This window comes from Anaerococcus obesiensis (assembly GCF_016599815.1).
GTDB lineage: Bacteria > Bacillota > Clostridia > Tissierellales > Peptoniphilaceae > Anaerococcus > Anaerococcus vaginalis.
The window spans coordinates 355,722-379,914 of sequence record NZ_CP067016.1 but is presented as its reverse complement, the minus strand read 5'-3'; the positions used below and the strand labels follow the sequence as shown (position 1 = coordinate 379,914).

26 protein-coding genes are annotated in these 24,193 nt (G+C 30.0%); 25 read left to right on the top strand and 1 reads right to left on the bottom strand.

Annotation, left to right across the window (positions count from 1 at the left end; translation table 11 throughout):
• Positions 1-112 precede the first annotated feature (112 nt).
• From I6H46_RS01930 to I6H46_RS01915, 4 genes are all read left to right on the top strand, one after another.
• Positions 113-856: a sensor histidine kinase gene (locus tag I6H46_RS01930; protein ID WP_234287388.1), complete on the top strand. Its 744-nt coding sequence runs from the start codon at positions 113-115 to the stop codon at positions 854-856.
• A 122-nt stretch (positions 857-978) separates the two neighbouring features.
• Positions 979-1,752, top strand: coding sequence for an ABC transporter ATP-binding protein (locus tag I6H46_RS01925; RefSeq protein WP_019118691.1), 774 nt, complete (start codon positions 979-981; stop codon positions 1,750-1,752).
• Entirely contained in the window at positions 1,739-3,730 is a 1,992-nt protein-coding gene (locus I6H46_RS01920) for an ABC transporter permease (RefSeq protein WP_019118690.1), read from the top strand. Before I6H46_RS01925 ends, I6H46_RS01920 begins: the two co-directional genes overlap by 14 nt.
• A 2-nt stretch (positions 3,731-3,732) precedes the next feature.
• On the top strand, positions 3,733-4,953 hold the full coding sequence (locus tag I6H46_RS01915; protein WP_200226042.1) for an erythromycin esterase family protein: 1,221 nt from the start codon (positions 3,733-3,735) through the stop codon (positions 4,951-4,953).
• 32 nt (positions 4,954-4,985) lie between these two features.
• Here I6H46_RS01915 and I6H46_RS01910 read toward each other — a convergent pair whose 3' ends face one another.
• Positions 4,986-6,167 (bottom strand): NAD(P)/FAD-dependent oxidoreductase, encoded by a 1,182-nt coding sequence (locus I6H46_RS01910; RefSeq protein ID WP_019118689.1) that lies wholly within the window; start codon positions 6,165-6,167, stop codon positions 4,986-4,988.
• Between the two features lie 149 nt (positions 6,168-6,316).
• On the opposite strand from I6H46_RS01910, the gene I6H46_RS01905 reads away from it, so the two are divergent.
• The 21 genes from I6H46_RS01905 (at position 6,317) to I6H46_RS01805 (ending at position 24,163) form a co-directional block, all read left to right on the top strand.
• Positions 6,317-6,808 carry an AMMECR1 domain-containing protein gene (locus tag I6H46_RS01905; RefSeq protein WP_019118688.1) on the top strand — a complete coding sequence of 164 codons (492 nt, stop codon included), beginning with the start codon at positions 6,317-6,319 and terminating at the stop codon, positions 6,806-6,808.
• Between the two features lie 10 nt (positions 6,809-6,818).
• Complete coding sequence (locus I6H46_RS01900) at positions 6,819-7,232, top strand: EamA family transporter (RefSeq protein ID WP_026074082.1); 414 nt, start codon at positions 6,819-6,821, stop codon at positions 7,230-7,232.
• A gap of 307 nt (positions 7,233-7,539) precedes the next feature.
• Positions 7,540-10,650 carry an isoleucine--tRNA ligase gene (gene ileS / locus I6H46_RS01895; RefSeq protein WP_019118686.1) on the top strand — a complete coding sequence of 1,037 codons (3,111 nt, stop codon included), beginning with the start codon at positions 7,540-7,542 and terminating at the stop codon, positions 10,648-10,650.
• Between the two features lie 53 nt (positions 10,651-10,703).
• Entirely contained in the window at positions 10,704-11,162 is a 459-nt protein-coding gene (locus I6H46_RS01890; protein ID WP_019118685.1) for an NUDIX domain-containing protein, read from the top strand.
• Between the two features lie 355 nt (positions 11,163-11,517).
• The gene (locus I6H46_RS01885) at positions 11,518-12,612 is read left to right on the top strand and encodes a DMT family transporter (protein ID WP_040401662.1); all 1,095 of its coding nucleotides are present in this window, start codon (positions 11,518-11,520) and stop codon (positions 12,610-12,612) included.
• Complete coding sequence (locus I6H46_RS01880; RefSeq protein WP_019118683.1) at positions 12,612-12,875, top strand: hypothetical protein; 264 nt, start codon at positions 12,612-12,614, stop codon at positions 12,873-12,875. The genes I6H46_RS01885 and I6H46_RS01880 overlap by 1 nt, the downstream gene beginning before the upstream one ends.
• 8 nt (positions 12,876-12,883) lie before the next feature.
• Positions 12,884-13,177: a BMC domain-containing protein gene (locus I6H46_RS01875; protein ID WP_004839425.1), complete on the top strand. Its 294-nt coding sequence runs from the start codon at positions 12,884-12,886 to the stop codon at positions 13,175-13,177.
• Positions 13,178-13,185: 8 nt separating this feature from the next.
• Positions 13,186-13,476 carry a BMC domain-containing protein gene (locus I6H46_RS01870; RefSeq protein WP_004839424.1) on the top strand — a complete coding sequence of 97 codons (291 nt, stop codon included), beginning with the start codon at positions 13,186-13,188 and terminating at the stop codon, positions 13,474-13,476.
• A 10-nt stretch (positions 13,477-13,486) separates the two neighbouring features.
• Positions 13,487-14,920 carry an aldehyde dehydrogenase family protein gene (locus I6H46_RS01865; RefSeq protein WP_200226040.1) on the top strand — a complete coding sequence of 478 codons (1,434 nt, stop codon included), beginning with the start codon at positions 13,487-13,489 and terminating at the stop codon, positions 14,918-14,920.
• 8 nt (positions 14,921-14,928) lie between these two features.
• A complete protein-coding gene (gene cutC, locus I6H46_RS01860) occupies positions 14,929-17,478 on the top strand; it encodes a choline trimethylamine-lyase (RefSeq protein WP_019118680.1) in 2,550 nt (849 codons plus the stop codon).
• Between the two features lie 17 nt (positions 17,479-17,495).
• A complete protein-coding gene (cutD, locus tag I6H46_RS01855; RefSeq protein WP_019118679.1) occupies positions 17,496-18,458 on the top strand; it encodes a choline TMA-lyase-activating enzyme in 963 nt (320 codons plus the stop codon).
• Between the two features lie 8 nt (positions 18,459-18,466).
• Positions 18,467-18,805, top strand: a complete 339-nt coding sequence (locus I6H46_RS01850; protein ID WP_004839420.1) for a BMC domain-containing protein — start codon at positions 18,467-18,469, stop codon at positions 18,803-18,805.
• Entirely contained in the window at positions 18,802-19,257 is a 456-nt protein-coding gene (locus tag I6H46_RS01845; protein ID WP_019118678.1) for a EutP/PduV family microcompartment system protein, read from the top strand. The genes I6H46_RS01850 and I6H46_RS01845 overlap by 4 nt, the downstream gene beginning before the upstream one ends.
• Positions 19,245-19,793 (top strand): ethanolamine utilization cobalamin adenosyltransferase, encoded by a 549-nt coding sequence (locus I6H46_RS01840; protein ID WP_019118677.1) that lies wholly within the window; start codon positions 19,245-19,247, stop codon positions 19,791-19,793. The genes I6H46_RS01845 and I6H46_RS01840 overlap by 13 nt, the downstream gene beginning before the upstream one ends.
• Positions 19,774-20,619, top strand: a complete 846-nt coding sequence (gene eutJ, locus I6H46_RS01835) for an ethanolamine utilization protein EutJ (protein WP_234287426.1) — start codon at positions 19,774-19,776, stop codon at positions 20,617-20,619. The genes I6H46_RS01840 and eutJ overlap by 20 nt, the downstream gene beginning before the upstream one ends.
• A gap of 2 nt (positions 20,620-20,621) precedes the next feature.
• Positions 20,622-20,915, top strand: coding sequence for a BMC domain-containing protein (locus I6H46_RS01830; RefSeq protein ID WP_019118675.1), 294 nt, complete (start codon positions 20,622-20,624; stop codon positions 20,913-20,915).
• Positions 20,909-21,178 carry a EutN/CcmL family microcompartment protein gene (locus I6H46_RS01825; protein WP_004837443.1) on the top strand — a complete coding sequence of 90 codons (270 nt, stop codon included), beginning with the start codon at positions 20,909-20,911 and terminating at the stop codon, positions 21,176-21,178. The genes I6H46_RS01830 and I6H46_RS01825 overlap by 7 nt, the downstream gene beginning before the upstream one ends.
• Positions 21,179-21,187: 9 nt before the next feature.
• Entirely contained in the window at positions 21,188-21,475 is a 288-nt protein-coding gene (locus tag I6H46_RS01820; protein WP_019118673.1) for a hypothetical protein, read from the top strand.
• A gap of 1 nt (position 21,476) precedes the next feature.
• The gene (locus I6H46_RS01815; protein ID WP_019118672.1) at positions 21,477-22,121 is read left to right on the top strand and encodes a phosphate propanoyltransferase; all 645 of its coding nucleotides are present in this window, start codon (positions 21,477-21,479) and stop codon (positions 22,119-22,121) included.
• A 138-nt stretch (positions 22,122-22,259) separates the two neighbouring features.
• On the top strand, positions 22,260-22,541 hold the full coding sequence (eutM, locus tag I6H46_RS01810) for an ethanolamine utilization microcompartment protein EutM (protein WP_026065049.1): 282 nt from the start codon (positions 22,260-22,262) through the stop codon (positions 22,539-22,541).
• Between the two features lie 29 nt (positions 22,542-22,570).
• Positions 22,571-24,163, top strand: coding sequence for an acetaldehyde dehydrogenase (acetylating) (locus I6H46_RS01805; protein WP_019118670.1), 1,593 nt, complete (start codon positions 22,571-22,573; stop codon positions 24,161-24,163).
• The last annotated feature ends 30 nt before the right edge of the window (positions 24,164-24,193 follow it).

Genomic DNA, 24,193 nt, shown 5'->3' with positions numbered 1-24,193 from the left:
ATTTTCTTTTGCCTTTCCTATAGATTTTAGGATTTTTTCCTATTGCTTATTAATTTTATTTTTTATTTTTTTATTTATAGGAATTTTTAGATTTTTTAAAGTAAAAAAGTGTTTGGAAAAAAATTCTTTTTCTTTTTTTGAGAAAAATCTTTATGAAAGGCATTTGAAAGAAATTTTTGAAAGTAAGGAAAAAGAAATAGAAAATCTTAGAATTTCTAGTAAACTAAGGCAAAATGATTTGGAAAATCTTTTGACAATTTGGACCCATCAAATAAAAACACCCCTTTCAAGTATTTCTTTGATTAGCGAAAGGGAAGAAAATTATGATATAAAAAGAGAACTAATAAGGATTGACGATTATATTGCATCGATTTTGTCCTTTATAAAATTAGGTCAGGATAGTCTGGATTATTCTTTTAAATCTTTTTCTATTGAAAAGCTTATTAAAGATATTGTAAAAAGATATAGGAGTTTTTTTATCCATAAAAATTTAAAATTAATTCTTGATATAGAAGATGAAAATATAGTTTCAGATCCAAAATGGCTGGGATTTGTCCTTGAGCAGGTTTTGTTTAATGCTATAAAATACACAGACAAGGGATATATAAAAATATCCTACCATGATTTTATTTTAAAAATTGAAGATTCTGGAATTGGTATTAAAAAAGAGGATTTGAAAAATATTAATAAATTTGGATTTAGTGGAGATAGTGATAAAAGAGATGCAAATTCAACTGGCATAGGACTTTTTTTGGTAAATGATATTTTAAAAAAGCTTGGATATGCTTATAAAATCGAATCTAAAGAAAAAATGGAACTATATTTTCAATTAATCTTAAAAAATCTGATATTATAGAAAATTAATCGGCATTTGCCGATTTTTTTAATCTTACAATATGTAAGTTTAGGGGAAAAATTGTAAGTTTAGATTAGGGATTTTTTCTTTTATTTTTTGTAATATAGACTCAGGAGGAATATATGAATATATTAGAAGTTAAAAATTTAAGAAAAGTTTATAATAGTGAAGATAAAAATACAGAGGTTGTTGCCTTAAAAGATATTAATTTTGATGTTGAAGAGGGCGAATTTGTTGCCATAATGGGCGAGAGTGGGTCTGGAAAGTCTACTCTTTTAAATTTGATTGCAACTTTGGATAAAGAAACTTCTGGAGATGTGATTTTGTCTGGTGAAAATACAAAAAATAAAAGTGATAAGGAAAGGGCAAAGTTTAGGAGGGAAAAATTGGGCTTTGTCTACCAATATTTTTCGCTTTTATCTTCTTTAAACAACAGGGACAATATATTTTTGCCTTTGGTTTTGGCAAATGAAAAATACAAAATTATGGAAGAAAAATTAGCTCCTATTGCAAGTGCCTTAAAAATTGAAAATCTTTTGGATAAATTTCCTTATCAAATTTCCGGAGGACAAAAACAAAGAGTTGCCGTTGCAAGATCTCTTATTACAAATCCAAAAATTTTACTGGCAGATGAGCCAACAGGAGCCTTGGATTCGAATTCATCAATGGAGCTTTTAAATATTTTTGAAAAAATAAACAAAAATGGGCAAACAATTCTTATGGTAACTCATTCAACCATGGCTGCTGCAAGGGCCTCTAGGGTTTTATTTATAAAAGATGGGAAAATTTTCTATGACCTTTATAAGGGAGATAGGACCAATGACCAAATGTATGAAAAATTGGTCAAATCTCAAATGATGATTTTATCTGGAGGTGAGGGATTTGAACAAGCTTAATTTTAAAATGGCGACAAGGGGAATAAAAAATAATAAATTTTTGTATTTTCCTTACATTTTGGCATCAAGTTTTATGCTTTTCATTTTTAATCTTTTAATAGATTTAAAAAGTGAAAAATTTATTCTAGACTCCAGGGGAAGCGAAATCATAAAAACTCTTTTGGAAATGGGTTCATGGATTGTGGCTATTTTTTCTCTGATTTTTCTTGTCTACATGGCAAAAACCATTGTCAAAAATCGCTACAAGGAATTGGGACTTTTGTATGGACTTGGAATGGACAAAAAATCTTTGAGAAAAATTTTGATTATAGAAAATTTAATTCTTGGAATTTTAGTCTTGATAATTGGAACATTTTTTACAATTCTTTTGGGACCTCTTTTTATAAATTTGGTGGCAAGAATTTTAAAAATTCAAACTCAAATTAAACTTTCTATAAATTTTTCTAAGTTAGCTTTGGGACTTATGATTTTTGCCACAATCTTTATTTTAATAACTTTGATAAGTTTAAATTCAATTAGAAAAACAAATCCAATTGAGCTTTCAAAACTTTCCCAAAAAGGAGAAAAAGAGCCAAGGGCAAATATTATTTCTATGATTTTAGCCATAATTTTGATTGGATATGGCTATTATACAGCCCTTTCAATTGATGGGGGAATATTTCAAGCTCTTCCAAGATTTTTACCAGCAAGTATAGCCGTAATAATTGGAACATATTTTTTCTTCAGGTCTCTTGTGATTTGGATTTTAAAAGCAATTAGAAAAAATAAAAAAATTTATTATAAGGGCACAAATATGACCTTTATAGGTGAGCTTATCAAAAGAAGCAAGGAATCTGCCATGGCTCTTTCATCAATTACAATTATCTCTTCACTTTTTCTTTTGAGTTTTGTTGTAATGAGTGCCATGTTTGTTGGGAAAAATGATTTATTAGATAGGATTGCTCCAAGTGATTTTTTGATCCAATACCAAGAAAATGATAAGGAAAGTGAAAAATATACAAAAAATTTCCTTGAAAAAAATATAGACAAAGAAAAAATAAAAAATCTTGGAGAATTTAAAAGAAAAGGTCTTGTAGTTAGTGAAAAATCACCTGGAAAATTTTCTATACTGGAAGATGATGATTTAAGAAAAACAATAATGGATGATAAAACAAAAATTATATCCATAACAGATATAAAATCCTTTAATATGGCAAATAAGACAAATATTTCTCTTAAAAAGGATGAGGCTATAGTTTTTGATTCCAAAGCAAAAAAATACGGAAAAATTTCTTTAGAAAATCAAAATTTGAAAGTAAAAGAAAATGCAAAAAACATTTCCTATGTCTTAATGGATCCTACGACAAGTCTTTTTCACAATATTCTTGTAGTTGTAGATGATTTGGATGAATTTTCAAAAAAAATATCTGATGGCAAAAATAATAAGATTTTCCCTAGTGTATCAGGAACGTATTTTGACCTAAAAGAAAAAAATCAAAAAAATATTGATGAGATGGCAAATACATTAAATAAAAATATATCTGATACAGATGAAATTTTAGTTAAAAATTCCATAGAAAACAGGATGGAATTTGATAAAATTCACACGGGAGCCTATATTGTTGTTCTTATTTTAGCCCTAGTATTTTTAATCTCAACCATAATTGTAATTTATTACAAACAAGCCGCAGAAGGTCTTGAAGATGGAAGAAATATAAAAATATTACAAAAAGTGGGAATGAGCAAAAAAGAAATAAAAAAATCAGTCAAAAAACAAAACTATTTTACATTTTTTGGTCCACTAATAATTTCAATAATCCATATTTTAATCGCGTCAAAACTTGCCTTTGGCATGATTCAAATGTTTGCCATGCTTGAGCTTAGAAGATTTATAGAAATAGAAGCGATTTGTATAATAATTTTCTCATTAATTTATATAATGATATTTAGAATAACCTTACCAATATATTTTGAGATGGGAAAATTAAATAAGGAGTAAAAATGAAAAAAATATTTAAAATTCTTCTATATATAATAATTTCAATTTCAATATTAGGATTTTTGTTTATATTTTTGTGGACAAAAATTCCGGAATTTAAAGCCAAAAAAGAAATTTCAGATTTGGGAAAATATGCTCAAAAAATAGAAGATATAAAGATTGATGACCAAGTAGAAATCATTGGTCTTGGAGAAGCTACACATGGTAACAAAGAATTTCAAGAATTAAAATTAGACATATTAAAAAAATTAGTAAAAGATGCAAATGTTAGAGCCTTTGCCTTGGAATGTGATTTTTCAGAAGGGATGGAAATAGATTCTTATGTAAAATCAGGAAAATTTCAAAAAAATCCATCAAAAATTTTCTCCTTTACAATCTATCATACAAATCAGATGAATGATTTAATAAATTGGATAAAAAAATACAACCAAAATCACGACCAAAAAATTTCCTTTTACGGTTTTGATATGCAAAATCCAGAAAATTCCGTAAAACTTTTAAAAGATTTTGTAAAAAAAGAAAATATAGATTTTGATATAAAAAGTCTGGATGTCTTAGAAAAAGATAATATTTCAATCAAAGATCCAAAGATGAAAGTCTTGGAAGAAAATTTAAAAAAATTAAATGAAAAACTTGAAAAAAATACCAAAGAAAAAAGACTTATAGAAAATATTCTATCAAGTTTTCCATATTATAAAATGGTTGATGATTATGTAAAATCAAGTGAATATAGAGATGAAAAAATGGCAGAAAATATTTCTTGGATAAAAGATTACGAAAAAAATTCAAGAATAATGATAGCAGGCCACAATGGCCATATTGGAAAAAAGGAACCAATGTATAAAAATATGGGAGAAAATTTACTGGAAAAATATAAAAAATCATATTTTCCAATAGGAACAGATTTTTATAAAACAAAGGTAAATATAAAAACTATGCAAAAAAATCAAAGGACAATACAAAAATTTATATCAGCAGATCCTTTTGCCTACCAGGCAAAAAATTATAAAAATTCCTATTATTTAGATTTTTCAAAAGTAAAAGATGGAGATTGTAAAAATCTCTTAGATTCAAAAATAAAAATGGGCTCATTAGGCGAAGGCTACACTTGGGTAATGAAATTTATCCCATACTCATATAGAATAGAAAATTCTCCAAAAGAAATTTTTGATTCGATGATTTTTGTATATGAAGCAAATCCTATTAAAAATATAGAAAATTAAAAAAGCTCTTGGGTTAGCCAAGAGCTTTATTTTTACATCCTAAAAATTTCTTTTCCAAGTTTTGTATTTTTTGGATCTTCTTTTTCGAATACTATTTTTTTAACGTCATTTTGGAATTTTATGTCTTTGTAGAGGATGCCTCCTACAAAATCTTCGCCTTTTTTGAATAATTTGTAGACTTTTTCTCCGTCTTCTTTTTTGATTTCTTCTATTGCTTCGCCTGAATTTAAGCCTGCTGAAAATAGTTTTATATCTCCAAGAAGTAGGGATGAAAATGGTTTTGGTGTTTGGTAGGTTTTGTTATCTCCTGTCATATTGCTTCCTGCAATTTCTCCCATTTCCATTGATGCTGTCCAAAGACCGATTGTAGCTTGTCCTAATTGCATACAGTCTCCTGCTGCATATACATTATCATCACTTGTTTTTAAATTTTCATTTACAAGGATTCCACGTTCAATTTCAAGTCCAGATTTTTCTGCAAGTTCTAGATTATTTCTCACACCAGTTTGAACCAAAATTGTATTTGCTTCGATTTCTTCTCCATCTTCAAGTTTTATTCCACAAACTTTACCATCTTTTTCTAAAATTTCTGCAGTATTTTTTCCTGTAGAAGTTTTGATTCCTGCGTCATTTAATTCTTTTTCTAACTTTTTGGAAAGTTCATTATCAAGTTGTTTTCCTAAAATATAGTCAAAAGTTTCAATAACAAGGACTTCGCAACCTGTATTTTTTACAGAAAAAGCAGCTTCAAGTCCCAAAAGTCCCCCACCAATTACTACAACTTTCTTGTTTTCCTTGATGTGGTTTTTGAAAGAATTTAAATCTTCAACACTTCTAATTGCAAAAACTCCATCAGCGTCAATATTTTTTATTGGTGGCACAAATGGATGAGATCCTGTTGCTATAAGGGCTTTTTTATATTCAATTTCTTCCCCATTTTTTAAAATTGCCTTTTTATTTTCAAGGTCAAGTTTTTCTACTTCACATTCAAGCTTTTCTTCTATATTATTTTTTTCGTACCATTCAGGTTTTTTTACCAAAATTTCATCATCTGTAAAATCTTTTGCAATAAGCTCAGATAATTTTGTTCTCCAATAAGTGTGTTTTGCTGATTTTGAAATTATAATAATAGAAGAATTTTCTTCTTTTTTTCGAATAGTTTCAGCAGCCTTTTGACCTGCTATTCCATTTCCAACAATTAAATAATCGTACATTTATTTTCTCCTTTTGTTTATTTATTAACTAAAATTTTTTCTCTTCCTATTAGTTTACCCATTTTCAATTAATTTATCTATAAATTGGGTAAATTAATAGAGTAAAAGGAAATAAAAATTGAAAATTAAAATAAAGAAAGAATTTCAAAATGGATGATTATGTAAAACTTGCTTATGATGCAATTAAATATTATTTGGAAAATAAAACGTATCTTAGGAATTTTGATAAAAAATTTGAAAATAAATTAAATGGGATAAGAGTTGAAGTGAAAATTGATGGAAGACTAAAAGGAATTTCTGGCTCAATTTTTCCAACTAGAAAAAATTTAGGACTTGATATAGTTTATGAGGCAGTAAATGCAGGATTTTTTGATCTAAAATTTAATCCAATTAGAAAAGAAAATTTAAAACATTTAGAGATAAAAGTTTTTGAATATTTTGATGTAGAAAAACTTAGATTTATTGAAGATTTCAAAGATTATGATGGAATAATGCTTTCTTTTATGGAAGAAAACTATTATGTCTATAGAAAAGACTTTGATTCTGATATAAAAATGCTAGAAAAAGCCCTAGAAATTTCTAATGTTGATAGCTGGGATAATTTTTCTATTGATAAATTTAAGCTTAAAATTCATAAATAAGGGAGATATTATGTGGCTTTTACTTGCGATTTTTTCATCAATTTTTGCAGCTCTTACTTCAATTTTGGCAAAAGTTGGAATTGAAGGGGTAAATTCAAATCTTGCAACTGCAATCAGGACTTTTGTAGTTTTAATAATGAGCTGGGGCATGGTTTTTATTACTTCTTCATTTTCTGGAATTTATAATATTAGCAAAAAATCCTGGATATTTTTAATTTTATCAGGTCTTGCAACTGGACTTAGTTGGCTTTGTTATTATGGAGCCTTAAAATATGGAAATGCTTCAAAGGTTGTTCCGATTGATAAAATGAGTGTGGTTTTAACTTTGATTCTTGCATTTTTATTTTTGGGCGAAGAATTTACGGCAAAATCTATTATTGGATGTATTTTAATTACAGCAGGAACTCTTTTTATGGTTTTATAAATATATATTTTTTTAAATAAAAAGCAATTTGACTTTTTCCTTTAAAAATAGTAAATTAGTCAGTAGATATAGGCAATTAAAAGAAGAGTAGTTTTAAAAAATAATTTACAGAGAGGCCTTTAGGTGAAAGTGGCTATGAATTTTTTATTATGAAGATCATCTTTTAGCTTAATAAATGAAAAAATTAGTTTATTACGTAAGATAGGCGTTAACTTCATACTCAATTTTTGGGTGGACCGTCCCTTCTGGGGGCGTTTTTTTATTATAATTTATTTTAAAAGAAAATTTATAAGAAAGAAAGGGAATTATGGCAAGTTTTAAATCACTAGATACAAAAAATACTAAACAAAGAGAACTTGATCTTTCCAAATATTGGCAAGAAATTGACCTGTTGGATAAGACTTTTACAACAAGAGAAGATGCAGACGAATATATAATTTTTGATGGCCCTCCAACTGCAAATGGAAAACCAGGAATCCATCACGTTATAGCAAGAACCTTGAAGGATATGACTTCAAGATATAAAAATATGATGGGCTTTAAGGTTTTGAAAAAAGCTGGATGGGATACACACGGACTTCCTGTTGAAATCGAAGTTGAAAAAGAATTAGGCTTTACAGAAAAAGATCAAATAGAAAAATACGGCGTTGAAAAATTCAACCAAAAATGTAAGGATTCTGTTTTTAAATATTCTGATATGTGGAGAGATATGTCAGACAGGATGGCTTTTCTTTACGATATGGACAATCCTTACATAACTTTGGACAATGATTATATAGAAACTGAATGGTGGCTATTAAATGAGGCTTTCAAAAAAGGATTAATTTATGAAGGCGCAAAAGTTATGCCATATTGTCCGAGATGTGGTACAGGTCTTGCAAGTCACGAAGTTGCTCAAGGCTATCAAATGGATAAGGCCATAACTTTAATTTGTAAATTTAAGAAAAAAGATGCTGACAATGAATATTTCCTAGCTTGGACAACAACTCCATGGACTCTTCCATCAAACGTAGCTTTAACTGTTCATCCAGAACTTAGCTATGTAAAAGTAAATGATAAAACTGATGGCTGCTATTATTATTTGGCAAAATCTTTGCTTGAAAAAGTTATGGCAGATCATGAATACGAAGTTGTTGAAGAGATGAAAGGAAAAGATCTTGAGTATGTTGAATATGAACAACTACTTCCTTATGTAAAACCAGATGGCAAGGCATTTTTCTTAACTTGTGCTGATTATGTTTCAGCAGAAGACGGAACAGGAATTGTTCACACAGCTCCAGCTTTTGGAGAAGATGACTACCAACTTGGAAGAAAATATAATTTGCCATTCGTTCAACCAGTTGACCTTGAAGGATGTTTTACAGAAACTCCTTGGAAGGGCAAATTTATTTTTGATACAAACGAAGAAATTTTCATTCATCTAAGAGATGAGGGAAAAGTTTATAAAAAACAAACAATCGAACACAATTATCCTCACTGTTGGAGATGTAAAACTCCGCTTGTTTATTACGCAAAACCATCTTGGTATATAGAAATGAGCAAACTTTCCGAAAAAATGGTTGAAAATAATAACGAAGTTAATTGGTATCCACAAACAATCGGGGATAAAAGATTTGGAAATTGGCTTGAAAATGTAAAAGATTGGGCAATTTCAAGATCAAGATATTGGGGAACTCCACTAAATCTTTGGAGATGTGACGATTGTGGTCATGTTGAATCAATTGGTTCAAGAAAAGAATTAGCAGAAAAAGCAAGAGAAGATATAAGTGAAGATATAGAACTTCACAGACCTTATGTTGATGATGTAACTTTAACTTGTCCAGAATGTGGAAAAGTAATGCACAGGGTTCCAGATGTAATTGACGTTTGGTTTGACTCAGGAGCAATGCCATTTTCACAAGTTCATTATCCATTTGAAAAAGGGGAAGATTTAGAAAATTATTTCCCAGCAGATTTCATTTGCGAAGGAATTGACCAAACAAGAGGATGGTTTTATTCACTCATGGCTATTTCAACAATTATTACAGGAAAAGCACCATACAAAAATGTATTAGTAAATGACTTGGTTGTTGATAAAAATGGACAAAAAATGTCAAAATCAAAAGGAAATACCCTAAATCCTTTCGAATTATTTGATAAATATGGGGCAGATGCTGTAAGATTTTATTCATTATATGTATCACCTTGCTGGGTTCCAACAAAATTTGATGAAAAAGGTCTAATTGAAGTTAAAAATAATTTCTTTAGAACAATCGAAAATGTTTATAATTTCTTTGTTCTTTATGCAAATACAGATAATATTGGACTTGATGAGATCAAAAATTTTGAAAATGTAGAGCTTGAAGAAATCGACAAGTGGTTATATTCAAGATTAAATTCACTATTAAAAGCTTATTACGAACAAATGGAATCTTTTGACTACAACAAGGTTGTTCATTTGGTAAATGATTTTGTTGTAGAAGACTTATCAAATTGGTATATAAGAAGAAATAGAAAGAGATTTTGGAGAGAAGATTTAACAGAATCCAAAAAAGCAGTTTACAAAACATGCTACGATGTTTTAGTAAGTCTTTCTAAAATGACAGCTCCAATAGCTCCATTTATTTCAGAAGAAATCTACAGAAATTTAACAGGCGGACTTTCAGTTCACGTTGAAAAACTTGATGAAGTTAATGAAGATTTAATTGATGAAAAATTAGAAGAGAAAATGGATCTTGTAAGAAAAATGGTTACACTTGGTCGTGCATCAAGGGAAAAAGAATCAATCAAGGTTCGCCAACCTCTAGAAAAAATAATAGTAGATGGATCATTTAAAGACACAATCGGTGATTTGACAGGTTTAATCAAAGAAGAATTAAATATAAAAGAAGTTGAATTTGCAGACGATCTTTCAGACTTTATGGATTATTATTTAAAACCAAATTTCAGAAAAGTTGGACAAATTTTTGCTAAAAACGTAGGAGCCTTTGGTAAATTCTTGGCTAGTGTTGATGCAAAAGAATTTGTAGAAAAAGTTGAAAATTCTCCACAAGAAATCGAAATAAATGGAGAAAAATACACTGTCGAAAAAGATTATCTTGATATAAGAATCCAAGCAAAAGAAGGATTTGATGTTGAGATGGATGGAAATGTCTTTGTAGTTTTAGATACAGAAATCACAGAAGATCTTAAAAAAGAAGGATATGCAAGAGAATTTGTATCAAAAATCCAAAATCTTAGAAAAGATAATGGATACGAAGTTACAGATAGAATTGATATTTTCTACAGCGCAGATGATGAATTGAAAAATGCTTTAAAAGAATTTGAAGAAGAAATCAAAAAAGAAACTTTAGCAGATACAATGGAAGTAAAAGACCTTGATACAGAAGAATTCGAATTAAATGATAAAAGTGTAAAAATTGAACTAGAAAGAAAATAAATATAAGAGGAAGTGGGGAAACTTGCTTCCTTTTTTTGTGGATTGGAGTATATATGAAAATTGTACTTATGAATATGGTAAAAATTTATGATGAAAAAAATAATAAGGTTCTAGTTTTAGATAAAAAGAAAAAATATGGCTGGGAGGGCCTCACTTTTCCAGGTGGAAAAGTTGAAAAAAACGAATCTTTTGAAAATTCAGTAATAAGAGAGGCAAAAGAGGAAACAAATTTAGAAATAAAAAATCCAAAATTCGTAGGAATAATTACTTGGGCATTTACAAATGATAAGGGCGAATTTCAAAAAGACGTTGGACTTTTGTATCAAACAAATGATTTTTCTGGAAAATTAATTGAAAATAATAGGGAAGGAAAATTGTTTTGGAAAGATTATGAGGAATTTAAAAAGATGGAAAAGATGAGCGATTCTATGCCAGAAATTTTAAAAATTTATGACGGTAAATACAGGGAAATTTATTGGGATGTGGATAAGGATAGAAAGGATTATTATTAATAAATTTAAAACTTAAAAAATATAAAGACTAATGGTAGCAGAATAGGTATGTTCTGCTATTTTTTAGTTATTTATCTAATTGATTTCACAAAAAACATTAAAAAATCAATTTATAAATATATAAGTATTTAAAATATATAAAAAATATAGAAAAAAAATCAAAAAGTTTTACGCTAAGGTTAAGATTAAAGATAATGTAAGAAAAGAAAAATATAAAAATATGACAAAAGAAAGCTAGAATTTCAATTGGAAACGTTGTTCTTATAAAAAAAGTTGACTTTTACGTTAGGTATATTGTTAATATCTAAACAAGGAAAACATTTATATGTTTTTAAATTAAGAAGAAGGAGATAGAGTGGTGGAAAAAACAAAAAATTATTCAGATGCTGTTAGTAAAGCTGAATCCACTAAGAAAAAACTTGATAAAAAGTATTTTAGCAAGGGTTTAAATATTGGTATTCAATCTGGTATATATTATGGACTTTACACAGCATTAGTAACTACAGCCACAGTGTATGGAATATGGAAGTTTTGGTATTCAGGTGAAGCTGGACTTTCAGATATTACATTGGCTTTTATTCTTGGAACACTTGCAACAGGAATAAACGATTTAACATCAGCAATCTGGGCTTTAGCAAATTCAATTATCAAGGGGAAATTTGGAGATTTTATAAAGACTTTAAAAACAAAGCCAGGAATGATAATGGTATTTGCAGCTATAGTCGGAGGGCCGATAGCAGGAGTTACATATATTCTTGCTGTTCAAATGGGAGGACCAGTTGTTATACCTATAGCGGGTCTTAATGTAGCTATTGGAGCAATTCTTGGAAGAATAATCTTAAAGCAAGAATTATCAGCAAGAACAATTTTAGGAATTGTTATTTGCTTAGCTTCGTCTCTTTTAATAGGCGCGACAAGTCTTACTGGAGAGGTTAAAGATGGAATGGTTTTAGGAATAATCCTTGCAATCGTGGCAGCATTTGGATGGGGACTTGAAGGAGTTATAGCTGGATTTGGAACTTCAATGATTGATTCGGAAATAGGAATAGCTATTAGGCAAACCACATCATCATTAGCAAATCTATTAATAGTTTTACCAGTTTTTGGAATAATTGAAGGGAGCGGAATACATCTTATTTCTGGTCTTTTCATAAATGCTATTACTGATCCAACAATTTTAATTTTATTTGCTAGTGGATTTTTTACATTTATATCATTTGCCTTTTGGTATAAAGGAAATTCAATGTGCGGAGCAGCTTTAGGTATGGCATGCAATGGAACATATACTTTCTGGGGTCCATTTTTCTGTTGGATTATACTTGGAATAATTTTGAAAAATCCAGGTTATGAAATAGTGCCAATAGCATGGTTAGGATCACTTCTTATGGCATTAGGAATATTTATAATGAGTGTAAATCCACTTGATTATTTTAAAAGAGGTAACAAATAATGAGAAGACCATTAAACTATGAAATATTAAAATATTTTACTAATGTGGATAAGGCGTCTGCAAAAGATGTTTATCAAGCGTTAAAAGATGAATTCAAAAATCACAAGGCTTTTACAATGGAAAATATAATAGAAAGTCTTATGACGGCTAAAGAAAATGGATTAATAGATGAGGATTCATATATGCTAATAGATGATGAATTAGTTGTTTATTATAAAGCAAGTGAAGAACAAAAAAATACTATAAATTCTTATATTAAGTAGGTGAAAATATGCAATACGAATCACAAGCAATAGGTCTTATAGAAACTTTGGGTATGTTGCCAGCTATAAAGGCATTAGATGCTATGCTAAAAGCAGCAGATGTAAAGTTTGTATCCTATGAAAACGTAGGATCAACTCTAGTTACTGTAATAGTAAGAGGAGATGTTTCATCATGTATGAGTGCAGTAAAAGCCGGAGTAGCTGAAGGTGAAAAAATTGGAAAAATAACAGCTCATAATGTTATGAAACGACCAGTAACAAATGTAAGTAAAGTAATTTCAGTTCATAAAGTAGAAGATTAGGAGAAAAGATGCAAGCATTAGGAGGCATAGAAACTTTCGGTTTAGTATATGTGCTAGAAGCCGCAGATGCAATGGAAAAAGCAGGTAGTGTAGAAATTATTGGTTACGAAAACGTAGCCAGTGGATATATTTCAATACTTGTAAAAGGAGATGTGTCAGCAGTTGAATCAGCAGTACAAGCAGGAGTTAAGGCAGTAGAAGCTATGGGAGCAGAAGTTTACTCGTCATTAGTAATACCAAGCCCACATCCAGATTTAGAGAAAGTAACCGAAATTTATAATTTAGATAATTTGATTTAAGGGGTGGACTATGAAAGTAATAGATACAGATCTTCTTTCGATTCAACAAGCAAGAATTTTATTAGAACAGGCAGAAAATTCTAGGGAAATTCTTCTTGACATTGACAAAGAAACAAGAAATGAACTATTAAAAAAAATAAAACAATATTACAAAACTAACATAGACCAACTTGCAAAAATGTCTTTTGAAGAAACATCATATGGAAAATATGAGGATGAGATAAAACTTGGAAATTATTATTTAGATAATTTGGAAAATGAATTGAAAGCATATCCTCAAATATATGATATAGTAAAAAATCAAAACTCAAGACAAGTAGCTCTTTCAAAAGGTGTTAGTCTTGTATTTATAGCCCCATACCTATCAACACTTACTAGTTTTCAAGCCATATATTTTGCAATAAGAGCTTTAAATCCTCTTATTGTAGTAAGTGATTTACGATGTGAAAAGACTGTAACAAAAATGGTTGAAGATATTAAGAAAATCTTAAAAGAAAATTTTTATCCAAGAGGTTTTTTAGATATTTTAACCTATAACTCTGACTTAGGAGAAAAAACCTTATATGAAAGTGAAAAAGTTTCATTCATATTGGAAAATCTTCTAAGCGAAAACAAAAGAAAAATCCAAAACGATAAGGCTCAAATTTTTAAAGCGGAAATAGGAAATAACATAGTATTTATCGACAAAGATTGTGATATAGATAAGGCAAGTTGTGAAGTTATAAATTCAAAAACATTTAATAACGGACTTTTGCCAGGAGTAGAGCAATCAATAGTAGTAGAAGAAAATGCTTATGAAAAGGTTGTAGAAAAATTTAAAGAATATGGAGCATTTTTTCTAAGCAAAGACGAACATATAAAACTTGAAAAAATATTATATGATCAAGACCATAATTGCAGAAAGGAACTTATAGGAAGAAGTGCAAGGCAAATCGCCGAAATTGCAGGAATAAAAGTTAATTCAGATACAAAAATTCTAGTGGTTACAAAACCATATGTATCAGAAAAAAGTCCTTATTCAAAAGAAAAATATAATCCTATAGTTTCTTTATATATAGAAAATGATTGGTTGAATGCTTGTGAAAAATGCGTTGAATTAATTTTAAACGACAAAAAAGGTCAAAGCCTTTCAATATATTCTGACGATGCATATGTAATTGAACAATTTATAGAAAAAAAACCTGTAGCAAGAGTTTTGGTGAACTCACCAACTGGTTTAGGTTCAGTAGGAATAGGAACAAACCTTCCCATAAGTTTTAGCCTATCAACAAAAAAAATAGAAGGATGCAATCAAACATCACTAACACCAAACCATTTTATGAAATTTAGAGAAATAGGTATATGTGATAAAAAAGATATAAGCTCCTTTCTAAGCGAAAAAACTGTCAAAAAAGATAAAGATTTATTTGATAAAATATTAAATTCATTAGAAAAAGATTATTAGGAGGAGAAATGGACTTAAGAGAATTTTCTAAGAAATTGGCAATGGCAACAGAGCATATGTCAGATTCAGAAAAAGAAAGTGTACGCAAATTATTTGAAAAAGTGCAAGATCAATTAAATAAAGAAGATAATAAAAATTGTGATTTAAGTGTGGGAATACAAAGTGAAGGAACACAAATTCCTAATGGACCTACTCAAAGACTTATTGATTTAAAGGCAAACTTTTTAAAACAAGTTCCAACTATAACCTTGCATAGGGCAAAAATAGTAACAGAACTAACAAAAGCAAATCCAGGAATGCCAAAGAATGTTCTAAGAGCAAAAGCTTTTAGAAAAAATTGTGAAACAGCACCACTTGTAATTCAAGATAATGAATTAATAGTAGGTTCACCTTGTGGGGCACCAAGAAGCGGAGCATTTTCTCCAGATATTTCTTGGAGATGGTTAAGAGATGAATTAGATACAATTGAAAACAGACCACAAGATCCATTCCACATTTCAGAAGAAGACAAACAATATTGTAAAGACGTATTGTTCCCATTCTGGGAAGGAAGAAGTCTTGATGAAGTATGTGAAGACCAATATAGAGATGCTGGAGTATGGGAATTATCAGGAGAATCTTTCGTATCAGACTGTTCTTACCACCAAGTAAATGGAGGAGGAGATTCCAATCCAGGATATGATGTAATCCTAATGAAAAAAGGAATGAAAGATATCCAACAAGAAGCAAAAGAGCACTTAGAAAAACTTGATTATTCAAATCCAGAAGATATAGATAAAATTTACTTCTACAAATCAGTAATAGAAACAACTGAAGGGGTAATGATATATGCTAAAAGATTAAGTGAATATGCAAAACAATTAGCTCAAAAAGAAACAAATCCAAAAAGAAAAATTGAATTGGAAAAAATAGCAGAAGTAAATGCTCACGTTCCAGCAAATAAACCTAGAACATTTTGGGAAGCGATACAAGCAGTTTGGACAATAGAATCCTTGCTTGTAGTTGAAGAAAACCAAACAGGAATGTCAATAGGAAGAGTTGACCAATATATGTATCCATTCTACAAAAAAGATATTGAAAGTGGAAGAATGAATGATTACCAAGCTTTTGAACTTGCAGGATGTATGCTAATAAAAATGAGCGAGATGATGTGGCTAACAAGTGAAGGTTCATCTAAATTCTTTGCAGGATATCAACCATTCGTTAATATGACAATCGGTGGAATCACAAGAGAAGGTGTCGATGCAACAAATGATTTAACATATCTTTTGATGGATGCGGTAAGACATGTGAAAATATACCAACCATCACTTGCAACAAGAATCCACACAAAATCTCCAGAAAAATATTTAAGAAAAATTGTAGATGTAGTAAGAGCTGGAATGGGCTTCCCTGCTTGCCACTTTGATGATACTCACATAAAAATGATGCTTGCAAAAGGAGTAAGCGTAGAAGATGCTAGAGATTATTGTATGATGGGATGCGTTGAACCACAAAAATCTGGAAGATTATATCAATGGACATCAACTTCATACACACAATGGCCAATAGCAATAGAATTAACATTAAACCACGGTGTTCCACTTTGGTATGGAAAACAAGTTACACCTGATTTAGGAAGTCTCTCAAACTTTGATACTTGGGAAAAATTTGAAAAGGCTGTAAAAGAACAAATTTCATATATAACAAAATTAACAGCAGCAGCAACTACAATATCTCAAATAGTTCACAGAGATATGGCACCTAAGCCTTTAATGTCAATAATGTATGAAGGCTGTATGGAACATGGAAAAGATGTTTCAGCAGGTGGAGCAATGTATAATTTTGGTCCAGGAGTTGTATGGTCAGGACTTGCAACTTATGCAGATAGTATGGCAGCGATCAAAAAATTAGTTTATGACGATAAAAAATATAGCCTAGAACAATTAAATGAAGCATTAAAAGCAGAATTTAAAGGCTATGAACAAATTAAAAGAGATTGCTTAGACGCTCCAAAATATGGTAACGATGATGACTATGCAGATAAGATTTGTAACGATATTATAAACTTTACAGAAAGAGAACACGCAAAATATAGAACACTTTATTCAAGACTTTGCCATGGAACACTTTCAATATCTAATAATACACCATTTGGACAAATGACAGGAGCATCAGCTAACGGTCGTGATGCATGGACACCATTATCAGATGGTATATCACCAACTCAAGGTGCTGACTTTAATGGGCCAACAGCAATTATAAAATCAGTATCAAAAATGGCAAATGATTCAATGAATATGGGTATGGTACACAATTTCAAAATTCAAAAAGGAATTTTAGATTCTATAGAAGGAGAAAATGCTCTTGTAACCTTATTACGTACAGCATGTATGTATGGAAATGGAGAGATGCAATTTAACTACTTAGATAATGAAACTATGCTAGATGCTCAAGAACATCCAGAAAAACATAGAGATTTAGTAGTTCGTGTAGCTGGATATTCAGCCTTCTTCGTTGAATTATGTAAGGATGTTCAAGACGAAATTATAAGTCGTACAATGCTAGAACATTTCTAGAATAGAAAGGAATATAAATGGATGTAGATTCAAATAAAGAAGGAATTGAAAGGACTGCTAGAATTTTCAATACTCAAAAGTACAACGTCCATGATGGTCCAGGAGTAAGAACTTTAATATTTTTCAAGGGTTGCCCACTTAGATGCAAGTGGTGCTCCAATCCTGAAGGATTAAAAAGAGAATATCAAGTGATGATTAAAAAAAATGCTTGTATAAATTGTGGTCAATGTGTTAGTGTTTGTCCAAAAAAAATTCATTATATGGAGAATGGAACACACAAAGTTCATAGAGATATAACTTGTATAGGTTGTAGAAGATGTGAGAAAAATTGCCTTCAAAAAGCTATAGAAATTGTAGGCGAAGACAAAACAATAACTGAATTAATGGATATTGTAAAAGAAGATAAAGATTTTTATATGATGAGTGGTGGTGGACTAACAGTAGGCGGAGGAGAATGTAGTGCTCAAGCTGAAAGTTTGAAATCCCTACTTGAAGCAAGTCATATGAGTGGAATTAATACAGCCATAGAAACTTGTGGATATACTTCAAGAAAATCTTTGGATTTAATAAAAGACCATGTAGATTTATTTTTATTTGATATTAAGCAAATGGATCCTGTAAAACATAAATATTGGACTGGAGTAAATAATGAAAGAATCTTATCCAATCTAAGATATTTACTCGAATGTGGAAAAAAAGTTAGGGTAAGGATGCCAATTTTAAAAGGAGTAAATGATAGCCACGAAGAAATAAAAGCAGTTGTAGATTTTTTAGAAGATTTTAAATGTTTTAAAAATTTCGATGGCATAGATTTACTTCCTTATCATAGGTATGGGGTTGGCAAATATGAACAGCTTGATATGGATTATCCAATGGATTCTGAAATGGAAGGTGAATTTGCCTTGTCCAATGAACAGTTAGATGAAATTCAAAAATGGATTGATGAAAAGAAAATCGAAGTGAATTTAGTAAGGCATTAGGTGATAATATGGAAAATTTACAAAGAATAGTTCAAGAATCAGTACCAGGCAAACAAATAACACTTCTTCATCTTATTTCTTCTCCCGATCCATCAGTAAATGAAAAAATTGGTTTGGATAAGGGAAATGCCATAGGAATTATGACCTTAACTCCAACGGAAAGTTCCATAATAGCAGCTGATGTGGCAGCAAAAGCTGCGAATGTAGAAGTTTGCTTTATTGATAGATTTAATGGATGCGTTCTTTTACAAGGAGATAATGAAAGCGTAAAACAGTCCCTACAAGCAGTTAAAGATACTTTTGAAAGTATGCTAAAATTTACTTCTTGTCCCGTAACAATGTCATGAGAAGAAAGTGGTTAATAGCTGGAAATGATGGAGTGGGAAAGACAAGTCTTGCAAGCTTAATTGAAGAGAAAAATCTTAAATCAAAAAAAAGTTTAGATCTTCAATTTAGAGAAAAAACTATTGAAGTATCAGAAGGATATATAGAAAATCCCTACTTAAATAGTGCTTTGATTATGGTTGGACAAAATCAAGCCTTAGTAAATATTTTTATGATAGATTTACAAAAAGATTGTCATGTTCCACCAAACTTTGCAAAATCATTTACCAGACCAACAATTACAATAATCAATAAGATTGATCTTTATGATGATGTAAAGTTGGAAAAATTAAGGCAAATAGCAAATGCTATTGGAAGTGATTATATATTTGAGATATCACTAAAGACAGGTAAGGGACTAGAAAAATTAAGAAAATATATAAAAGAAACTGAGGAAAAAAGATGCTTTTTATAACGGAAGATAATTTAAGATACAAATACAAAAAAAGCCCTTTTGACTCATACATCATTGAAAAAGGTAGTAAGCTAACTCCACAAGCTAGACAATTTCTTTTGGATTTTAGGATAGATATAGTTGATAAAACAAAGGCTAAAAACACAAAAAAGAAACAAAATAAGCTTGGGGATAATCCGATTTGTAAAAATTTGGATGAGAAAAAATTAGATGAAGAAGTGAGTTTGATAATTAAAAAAATTGCTTTTGAGCTTAAAGATTTTGACCATAAATTTGCTTCTTATCTAAATGACTTAGCGATAAAAATTTTTAAAAATGAAATTATAGACCTAGAGAAAATGAATTGTAAAGAAAGTGAAGCTATAGATATTTATATGAATATGAATCTTGATAATCCATATCTTAAAAGCTTTATAAGTATAGAAGAAGGTATTGATAAACTTAATAAGATTAAAGAAAAAAATAATGAAGATCTTATAGATAAAATAGCTATTAGACTTTATATCTGGTTTATAAATATTTGCAAAGGAGGATAAGCTTATCAATTTAGAAAATGTTAATAAAGTCATAAAAGACTTTGAAGAATCAATAAAAAAGCCTATAAAAACAAAAAATAAAAAACTTTACACAGGTATAGATTTAGGAACTGCTTTTATAGTTTTGTGTGTATTTGATGAAGATAAAAAACCAGTTGCAGGAGCATACGAATTTGCTCAAGTTGTTAAAGATGGAATGGTTGTGGATTATATAGGAGCTTGCGATATTGTAAGAAAGTTAAAAAATCAACTAGAAGAAAAACTAGGAGAAGAACTTCTTATAGCAGGATGCGCTATACCACCAGGAACAGAAAATATAGACGGCGGAGCAGTAAAAAATGTAGCAGAGTCAAGTGGTTTTATAGTTGAAAAAGTCCTAGATGAACCATCAGCTGCAAATAAATTATTAAATCTTGATAATGGAGCTGTAGTAGACATCGGTGGCGGTACAACTGGAATATCAATAGTAAAAGACGAAAAAGTAGTAAAAGTTTTAGATGAAGCCACAGGTGGAACACATTTTTCATTAGTATTATCAGGGGCATATAAAATTGACTTTGATAAAGCAGAAGAATTAAAAAGAGATTTTTCAAAACACCAAGAAATATTTCCTGTTGTAAGACCTGTTATAGATAAAATAATTTCTATAATCGAAAATGCAAGCAAAGATCAAAAAATAGATAAAATTGTTTTGGTAGGTGGTACAGCACTTTTAAGTGGAATGGAAGATTATGTTGGTCAAAAGACAAAAATAAAAACATTAAAACCATCAAATCCTATGTTTGTAACGCCAATAGGGATAGCTTTGTCATTAATAGAGGATTAAAAATGGATATTAAACTTATAAAAGCACCAAGCCCAGCCACACTTGATATTATAAAAAATAGATCCAAATTCAAATTGGAAAAAAATCCTGGAGCTTTAGGGCTTGTCCAAGGAAAATTAATAGAAATGACTATGGCAAGTGATATAGCCTATAAAACTAGTGGGGTAGAAGTAGTAGATGTTAGAGGATCATGTCCACAAAATATGATTATGCTTGCAATAATAGGAGAGATGGAAGAAGTTAAAGTTGCCCTAAGAAATATTGAAGAAAAAATTAAGGAAAAAGATATATGGTAATCGCAAAACTTATAGGTAATGTATGGGCTACAAGAAAATATGATTCACTAAATGGTCTTAAATTTATGTTAGTAGAAATTTTAGATGGAAGTGAAAAAAATAAAAAAATAGTAGCAGTAGATACAATAGGAGCTGGTAGAGGAGATAGGGTTATTATAACCCAAGGTTCATCTGCAAGAGCAATTCTTGAGGAAAATCAAAATCAAAAAATTCCTGTAGATGCTGTTATAGTTGGAATAATAGATGAGGATTGTGATTTCTAGGAGGTTTTGATGAAAAGACTCATAAGTCAAGAAGAAGTCTTAAAGAAAAAAAATGAAAAAGAAATCTATATCGATGACAACACTATAATCACAGCTGCTGCCAAAGACTTGGCAAAAGATTTTGGCATAGAATTTAAAAAATGTGATTGTAAAGATAAAAAAAATGATATAGAAGAAAAAAAAGAATGTAAAAAATCATCAGCTGTTTTATCAGAAGATCAAATTTACAAGATTCTAAAAAAAGGAATAGAACAAGGCCTATTATCTGAAAATGATATTGAAAGGATAATAGGATAGGATGAATGAATTTAGTCAGTTGCTAGAAAGCTTAGTAGACAATTATAAAAATAATAAGCAAAAAGTTAATATAGATCTTTATAAGATTCCTGTAGGAATATCAGGAAGACACATTCACTTATCTCAAGAAGATTTAGATACACTTTTTGGGAAAGGATATAAGCTTACACCAATAAAAAGCCTATCACAACCAGGACAATTTGCATGCAAGGAATGTGTGACAATAGCAGCAAAAAAAGGTTGCATAGAAAAAGTTAGAATAATAGGTCCAGTAAGAAAACAAAGTCAAGTAGAAATACTAAGATCAGATGCCTTTAAACTTGGTATAAAACCAGTACTAAGATTGTCAGGAGATATTAAAGATACTCCAGGAATCACAGTAATAGGACCAGAAGGAACAGTTGTTTTAAAAGAAGGCACAATAGTTGCTCAAAGACACATTCATTTTAACAATCTTCAAGCGAAAGAAAGAGGATTAAAAAATGGAGATATAGTTTCAATAAAAACTAAAGGCGAAAGATCAGCATTACTTGAAAATGTAAGTGTTAGAGTAGGAGATAACGGATATCTTGATTGTCATATAGATCAAGAAGAAGCCAATGCTCTAGGATTAGGTCCTAAAGACTTTATAGAAATTATTATATAAGGGGTTTAGATGACAGAAAAAAAGAAAGAAGTAGCAAAAAAAACAGAAGCTACAAAAAATGAAGAAGTGAAGACAGAAGTAAACAAAAAACACACAAATAAGATCGTAAAAAAAGTAGAAAAAAAGGAGATAAAAAAAATGGCACAATTAGACGCATTAGGAATGATCGAAACAAAAGGATTAGTAGGAAGTATTGAAGCAGCAGATGCAATGGTAAAAGCAGCTAACGTTACACTTGTAGGAAAAGAACACGTTGGAGGAGGACTTGTAACAGTTTTAGTTAGAGGAGATGTAGGAGCAGTAAAAGCAGCAACAGATGCAGGAGCAGCTGCAGCACAAAGAGTTGGAGAATTAGTATCAGTACACGTAATCCCAAGACCACACACAGAAGTTGAAACAATCTTACCACACAAAGAATAATTAACAAATAAATTAGAAAGAAGGTAAGCATGGCAGAATTAGATTTTGATCTATCTTCAATTCAAGCAGCAAGAGATCTTGCTAGAAAAGGAGCCGAAGCAGAAAAAAAATTAAAAAATTATACATTCGATCAAATTGATAGAATTATAAAAGCTATTGCTGAAGCTGGAGAAATTCACGCAAAAGAATTAGCAGAAATTGCAGTAGAAGAAACAGGCTTTGGAAAGGTAGAAGATAAAATATATAAAAATCACATGGCAAGTGGACTTTTATATGAAGAAATTAAAAATCAACAAACTATAGGAATAGTAGATGCTGACCAAGAAGGTCAAGTTATTACTATAGCAGATCCTGTTGGTTTGGTAATGGGAATTGTTCCATCAACAAATCCAACATCAACAGTTTTATACAATTCAATGATAGCTATAAAATCTAGAAACCCTATAATCTTTAGTCCACATCCAAAAGCTAGTAAATGTACATCAAGGGCAATAGAAATTGTAAATGATGCAGCCGTAAAAGCAGGAGCACCGGAAAATATAGTTCAAGGATTAACAAAACTTTCAATGGATGCAACAAATGAATTAATGCATGCTGATGAAGTTAAATTAATCATAGCAACAGGTGGTCCAGCAATGGTAAAAGCAGCATATTCTGCTGGAAAACCAGCTATAGGAGTTGGAGCAGGAAACTCTCCAGCTTATATAGAAAAAACTGCTGATATTAAAAAGGCTGTTAGAAACATAATGGCATCAAAAACTTTTGATAATGGAACAATTTGTGCATCAGAGCAATCATTAATAGTTGAAAGATCAAATAGACAAGAAGTTGTATCAGAATTTAAAAAAGCTGGTGCATATTTCATGACTGATGAAGAATGTAAAAAAGTTTGTGCCTTATTATTTAGAAATGGAACAGCTATGAATCCTAATTTTGTAGGTAGAAGTGCAAAAGTTATAGCAGATGCAGCAGGAATTAGCATACCAAGCGGAACTAAAGTACTTGTAGGAGAACAATATGGAGTTGGAAAAGAATATCCATTATCCTACGAAAAATTAACATCAGTACTTGGTTTTTATACAGTAAATGATTGGAAGGAAGCTTGCGATCTTTCATTTAAACTTTTGGAAAATGGAATAGGACATACAATGAGCCTACATACAGAAGATAAAGAAATAGCAAGAAAATTTGCTATAAAACCAGCAAGTAGGATCCTTGTAAACACTGGTGGAACAATGGGAGGAACAGGACTTACAACAGGCCTTCCAATAGCTCTAACCTTAGGATGTGGAACAATGGGAGGATCAAGTGTATCAGAAAATGTTGGTCCAAAACACCTTGTAAACTTCAAAAAATTAGTTTATGGAATAAAAGATGCTGATAAACTTGTTGAAGAAGATGAAATATTTAAAAAATATCACGGAAATAATTCTTCATTAAATAACAATTCATTACCAAATTATGGAAACCAAGCAAAATATTTTGAATATTCAACAGGTTGTAATAATTGTAAAACAGAAGAAGAAAAGAAATCTTCAAACTTTAATGAAACAGGTGAGATAAATCTAGAAGAATTAAAAGAAATGGTAGACTCACTAGTAAATGCCTTTAAAGGTGAATAAATAAGTTAATAAAAAAAATAAAAAATATAA

What these genes read in the sequence shown, in the direction of transcription:
- I6H46_RS01925 (WP_019118691.1), top strand. Translation starts at nt 979, where the DNA reads ATGAATATATTAGAAGTTAAAAATTTAAGAAAAGTTTATAATAGTGAA.
- I6H46_RS01915 (WP_200226042.1), top strand. Translation starts at nt 3,733, where the DNA reads ATGAAAAAAATATTTAAAATTCTTCTATATATAATAATTTCAATTTCA.
- I6H46_RS01910 (WP_019118689.1), bottom strand. Translation starts at nt 6,167, where the DNA reads ATGTACGATTATTTAATTGTTGGAAATGGAATAGCAGGTCAAAAGGCT.
- I6H46_RS01905 (WP_019118688.1), top strand. Translation starts at nt 6,317, where the DNA reads ATGGATGATTATGTAAAACTTGCTTATGATGCAATTAAATATTATTTG.
- I6H46_RS01900 (WP_026074082.1), top strand. Translation starts at nt 6,819, where the DNA reads ATGTGGCTTTTACTTGCGATTTTTTCATCAATTTTTGCAGCTCTTACT.
- ileS (WP_019118686.1), top strand. Translation starts at nt 7,540, where the DNA reads ATGGCAAGTTTTAAATCACTAGATACAAAAAATACTAAACAAAGAGAA.
- I6H46_RS01890 (WP_019118685.1), top strand. Translation starts at nt 10,704, where the DNA reads ATGAAAATTGTACTTATGAATATGGTAAAAATTTATGATGAAAAAAAT.
- I6H46_RS01880 (WP_019118683.1), top strand. Translation starts at nt 12,612, where the DNA reads ATGAGAAGACCATTAAACTATGAAATATTAAAATATTTTACTAATGTG.
- I6H46_RS01875 (WP_004839425.1), top strand. Translation starts at nt 12,884, where the DNA reads ATGCAATACGAATCACAAGCAATAGGTCTTATAGAAACTTTGGGTATG.
- I6H46_RS01870 (WP_004839424.1), top strand. Translation starts at nt 13,186, where the DNA reads ATGCAAGCATTAGGAGGCATAGAAACTTTCGGTTTAGTATATGTGCTA.
- I6H46_RS01865 (WP_200226040.1), top strand. Translation starts at nt 13,487, where the DNA reads ATGAAAGTAATAGATACAGATCTTCTTTCGATTCAACAAGCAAGAATT.
- cutC (WP_019118680.1), top strand. Translation starts at nt 14,929, where the DNA reads ATGGACTTAAGAGAATTTTCTAAGAAATTGGCAATGGCAACAGAGCAT.
- cutD (WP_019118679.1), top strand. Translation starts at nt 17,496, where the DNA reads ATGGATGTAGATTCAAATAAAGAAGGAATTGAAAGGACTGCTAGAATT.
- I6H46_RS01850 (WP_004839420.1), top strand. Translation starts at nt 18,467, where the DNA reads ATGGAAAATTTACAAAGAATAGTTCAAGAATCAGTACCAGGCAAACAA.
- I6H46_RS01845 (WP_019118678.1), top strand. Translation starts at nt 18,802, where the DNA reads ATGAGAAGAAAGTGGTTAATAGCTGGAAATGATGGAGTGGGAAAGACA.
- I6H46_RS01840 (WP_019118677.1), top strand. Translation starts at nt 19,245, where the DNA reads ATGCTTTTTATAACGGAAGATAATTTAAGATACAAATACAAAAAAAGC.
- I6H46_RS01830 (WP_019118675.1), top strand. Translation starts at nt 20,622, where the DNA reads ATGGATATTAAACTTATAAAAGCACCAAGCCCAGCCACACTTGATATT.
- I6H46_RS01825 (WP_004837443.1), top strand. Translation starts at nt 20,909, where the DNA reads ATGGTAATCGCAAAACTTATAGGTAATGTATGGGCTACAAGAAAATAT.
- I6H46_RS01820 (WP_019118673.1), top strand. Translation starts at nt 21,188, where the DNA reads ATGAAAAGACTCATAAGTCAAGAAGAAGTCTTAAAGAAAAAAAATGAA.
- I6H46_RS01815 (WP_019118672.1), top strand. Translation starts at nt 21,477, where the DNA reads ATGAATGAATTTAGTCAGTTGCTAGAAAGCTTAGTAGACAATTATAAA.
- eutM (WP_026065049.1), top strand. Translation starts at nt 22,260, where the DNA reads ATGGCACAATTAGACGCATTAGGAATGATCGAAACAAAAGGATTAGTA.
- I6H46_RS01805 (WP_019118670.1), top strand. Translation starts at nt 22,571, where the DNA reads ATGGCAGAATTAGATTTTGATCTATCTTCAATTCAAGCAGCAAGAGAT.